This window comes from Actinomadura soli (assembly GCF_005889715.1).
In the GTDB taxonomy this organism is placed as follows: Bacteria; Actinomycetota; Actinomycetes; order Streptosporangiales; family Streptosporangiaceae; genus Spirillospora; species Spirillospora soli.
Genome location: NZ_VCKW01000443.1, coordinates 1 through 4,112 on the forward strand (window position 1 = coordinate 1; position 4,112 = coordinate 4,112).

At 72.3% G+C, this 4,112-nt stretch carries 5 protein-coding genes; 1 reads left to right on the top strand and 4 read right to left on the bottom strand.

The features are described from left to right. The 4 genes from ETD83_RS40145 to ETD83_RS40160 all read right to left on the bottom strand — a co-directional run. Positions 1-1,257, bottom strand: a 1,257-nt coding sequence (locus ETD83_RS40145) for an amino acid permease (protein WP_138650488.1), incomplete at its 3' end; no start/stop codon positions are given. A 139-nt stretch (positions 1,258-1,396) separates the two neighbouring features. Then, a complete protein-coding gene (locus ETD83_RS40150; RefSeq protein ID WP_138650489.1) occupies positions 1,397-2,251 on the bottom strand; it encodes a universal stress protein in 855 nt (284 codons plus the stop codon). 19 nt (positions 2,252-2,270) lie between these two features. Further along, positions 2,271-2,495 carry a hypothetical protein gene (locus ETD83_RS40155; protein ID WP_138650490.1) on the bottom strand — a complete coding sequence of 75 codons (225 nt, stop codon included), beginning with the start codon at positions 2,493-2,495 and terminating at the stop codon, positions 2,271-2,273. Between the two features lie 186 nt (positions 2,496-2,681). Beyond that, entirely contained in the window at positions 2,682-2,915 is a 234-nt protein-coding gene (locus ETD83_RS40160; RefSeq protein WP_138650491.1) for a hypothetical protein, read from the bottom strand. Positions 2,916-3,165: 250 nt separating this feature from the next. Here ETD83_RS40160 and ETD83_RS40165 point away from each other — a divergent pair, with 250 nt between their 5' ends. Then, entirely contained in the window at positions 3,166-4,014 is an 849-nt protein-coding gene (locus tag ETD83_RS40165; protein ID WP_138650492.1) for a universal stress protein, read from the top strand. The last annotated feature ends 98 nt before the right edge of the window (positions 4,015-4,112 follow it).

Consider the following 4,112-nt stretch of genomic DNA (forward strand, 5'->3'; position numbering starts at 1 on the left):
CAGGGTGCCCTTGTAGACGACCTCGTAGCCGGACCCGGCGATCGCCCACACCGAGTACCCGAACGCCAGCAGCGCGATGACGGCGGAACCGGCCAGGCGCCGGCCGGAGAACGCGGTGCGGTCGGTGGCCAGCAGCACCAGCTGGGCGGCGGCCGCGTAGGCGTAGGGGATGACGGTGGTGAGGGTGGCCAGCAGGATGATGAAGGTGAACTGGTCGACCAGGCTGGCGTTGTAGTTCATCACCATCAGCCCGGTGACCAGGACGCTGGAGACCACCAGCCCGACGATCGGGGTGCCGCTGCGTCCGGTGCGGGCGAAGACGCGGGGGAACAGGCCGTCGCGGGCGGCGGCGAAGGGGATCTGGCCCTGCAGCAGGATCCAGCCGTTGAGCGCGCCGAACGCGCTGATCGCCGCGCCCGCCGCGACGAGGTCGGCGGCCCAGCCGCCGAACGCGGCGTCGGCGGCGTCGGCGAACGGCGCGGTCGAGGTCGCCAGCGCGGCGGCGGGCACCAGGCCCAGCACCGCGACGGTGCCGAGGATGTAGATCAGCGCGGTGACGGCCGTCCCGGCGACGGTGGCGCGCGGGATGGTCTTCTCCGGGTTCTGCACGTCCTCGGCGGGGACGGTCGCCGACTCCAGCCCGATGAACGCCCACAGCGTCAGCGCGGCCGCGCCGGTCACCGCGCCGAACGCGCCTTCGCCGCTGGCGTTGAACTCGCCGAAGTTGCCGGACTCGATGAAGAACAGCCCGCCGACCGCGATCAGCAGCAACGGCACCAGCTTGATGATGGTGGTGGCGACCTGGACGGCGCCGCCCTGGCGGATCCCGTAGGAGTTGACGGCGGTCAGCAGCCAGATCGCCGCCAGCCCCACCCCCGCCGCCAGCACCTTGTCAGCGCCCAGCGCGGGCCAGAAGTGCGCCAGGTATCCGACGAACGCGACCGCGATGGCGGCGTTCCCGGCCCAGACCGCGATCCAGTAGCCCCACGCGGTCTGGAAGCCGACGAAGTCGCCGAACGCCTTGCGTGCGTAGGCGTACGGGCCGCCGGTGCGGGGGTAGGCGCGGGCGAGGCGGGCGAACACCAGCGCCAGCAGGATCGCCCCGACCGCGGTGAACCCCCAGGCGACGAGGCTGATCGGCCCGTAGGCGGCCAGCGAGCTGGGCAGCAGGAACACACCCGATCCGATCATGTTGCCCACCACCAGGGCGGTGGCCATCCACAGCCCCAGCCTCCGGCGGGCCGGTTGCGCGCTCATCAGATGCCTCCTTCTCCGCAGCGGCGTCGCCGCCGCCGCCTTCTCAGCCGATCACCGGGCCGCCCTGCCGCGCTCCGGGCGCCCGTCCCCGAACCGGGGGACCAAGGTCACCCGCTTCGCGGCTCTCCGGCCCGGCCCGTCAGTCCTCGTAAGGGCGCACGACCGCGACCGGGCAGCGCGCGTGGTGGACCAGGCCGTGGCTCACCGATCCGAGGGGGATGGTCCGGCCCCGGGAGCCGACGACGACCAGCGCGGCGTGCGCGGAGGCGGTGGCCAGCGCGTCGACCGGGTGATCGATGACGATGTCCTCGGCGACCTTGACGTCCGGGTGCCGCCCCCGCCAGGGCGCCAGTGCGGAGGCCAGGCGGGTGCGGAGAATGTCGGTGACGATGCGCGACTCCACCCGCGCCTCGATGGCGAGAGGGGAAGGACGCCAGGCGTGCAGCGCACGCAGCCGTGCGCCCCGCGCGGCGGCCGCGGCGAAGGCGTGGTCGAGCGCCGGTGCGGGATCCTCGGTCAGGTCCAGGCCGACCACGACCTCGTCCGCCGTGGTGTCGGCCTGCTCGCGGACCACGACCACCGGGCCGGGATAATGCCCGGCCAGGCGCAGACTGGTGGAACCGAGCAGCAGCCCGGTGAAACCGCCCCTGCCGCGATGGCCGACCACCGCCGTGGCGGCCTCGTCGGCGTATTGCCGCAGCCCGGCCTGCACATTCCGCTGGTGGATGAGCATGGTCTCGACGGTGAGGTCCGGCTGCCGCCGCAGGGCGAGGGCCTGCCCGGCCCGCAGGACCTGGTCGCCTGACTCGGCGAGGGCCTCGGAGATCCCGTCGGTGGTGTGCCCCGGGATGTCCAGGTTGGCGGTCTCCACAATGTGCAGGATGCGCAGGGACTTGCCGGAGCGGGCGGCTTCGTCGGCGGCCCAGCCGATGGCGCGGTCGGACGGTGCGGAGCCGTCGGCTCCGACGAGGATGGTCGCTCGTTGCGTGGACATGTCGTTGCTCTCCTAAGCGTCAGTGCGGGCGAGGGGTGGTGAGCGGTGGCAACAGGAGCAGTTCGTGTGCGCGCCGTGCGGTCGGCGTGGTTCCGTCGTCCGGCGTGTCCAGGGGAGTGCCCTCCAGAGCGGCGGCCAGCAGGCGGGTCGCTTCGATGAGCGCGGCGACCTGCTGCTCCAGCACCGCGACGCGGTGCTCCAAGGCCAGGCCGGTGTAACCGGGGGTGGTGATCTGCCTCGCCATCGCGAAGCTCCTTCCGGGATGGCGCGCCGCCCAGTGGCGGCTTTACGGTGCCGATTCCAGCGTCTGCCGCCCGCCGGTAATGGCGTAGGGACCTTTGTCCCGTGGTGACCGCCGTCCGGCCCCTGCCTGCGGCACCGGGTCCCTTCAGTGGGCGGCCGTCGGGGGACGCGGAATCCCTGGCAGGGGTCAGCCGGTCGCCGTGGTGCCGTGGTGTGATCTGCGGTGCGTGTGCCGGAGCCGGGCCATGTGCTCCACCCGGGCGCGCAGGCGGGTGCCGGCCAGGCTGATGGCCTCGGGCATCGAGGCCGCCGAAGCGTAGGCGTTGACCGGCACGCCGTTGAGGTCGACCCGCAGCGAGACCAGGTTCGGCCGCGGCACGGCGGGATCCGGGAGGACGTTGAGCGTGCTCCGTGCGTTCATCTCGCCGCCTCCAAGTCTCGCCTTCCACGCTCGCCGGTGAGGACCGGGGCCCAGAGGCGGAGGGGAGGCCACAGAGGTGCCGATCGGCTCGTCATCCGAGGGCCAGTGCCCGCCGGCGGGGGACTTTCGGCACTACGACGGCGGTGAGCCGCGATGGAGGGTGGGAACCGGTGGCCGTGCCCATCGGTCCCGACGTCTGACGTGCTGGGCCGCACGGAACCAGCCGACTGCCGCGAAGAGGAGGACCCCGATGTCCAAGCCGATCGTCGTCGGCACCGACGGATCCGACCAAGCAGACCGTGCCCTTGACTGGGCCGCCACCGAAGCCGTCCTGCGTGACCGTCCGCTGCACATCGTCCATGCCGTGGAGAGCCGGCCGTACAAGGCGCCGGTGTTCGTGCCACCCGAGACGCCCGACTTCCTGAACCGTGCCGGGCACAAGGTTCTGGCCGCCGCCCGAGGGCGCGTCCAGCAGCGGTGGACGGACCTGGTGACGACGGCCGTCCTGGTCACCGGAGAGGCACCGCGAGCCCTGCATGAGCAGTCGGGCAAGGCGTTCGAGCTGGTACTGGGCAGCCGCGGGCGGGGCGGGTTCGCCAGCCTGCTGCTGGGCTCGGTGAGCCTGCGCATGGCCGGGCACTCGACCGTCCCGGTGGTGATCGTGCGCGGCGACGCCGCCGACCGCGGCGAGGTTGTCGTGGGCATCGACCTGATCCGCGACGCCGACGCGGTACTGGAGTACGCCTTCGACGCCGCGATGGTTCACGGCGCCCGGCTACGGGTGGTCCACGCCTGGCAGACCTTCGCCACCCTCATCGAGGCCGGCTACGCCTTCGACTACGAGCAGATCGAACTCGACCTCCGGAACGCGGTCATCGCCGCGTACAAACCCTGGCGGGCCAAGTATCCGCAGGTCGACGTCGTAGACGAGATTGTCCTGAAACACCCGGTGACCGCCCTGTCCACCGCGTCGCGCAACGCCCGCTTGCTGGTCGTCGGCACCCACGACTGCCGCTGGAACGCCCCGCAACTGGGGTCGGTCAGCCACGGCGTCATACACCACGCCCAATGTCCGGTCGCCGTTGTCCCGCGCGGCTGAACCTATGCGAGGTACAAACGTGCGCCTCGACCGGCGGCGGCGACCTGGCCAAGGCCATCCGCAGCGCCGTGGGTGACGGGCTGGACGCGCTGTTCGCG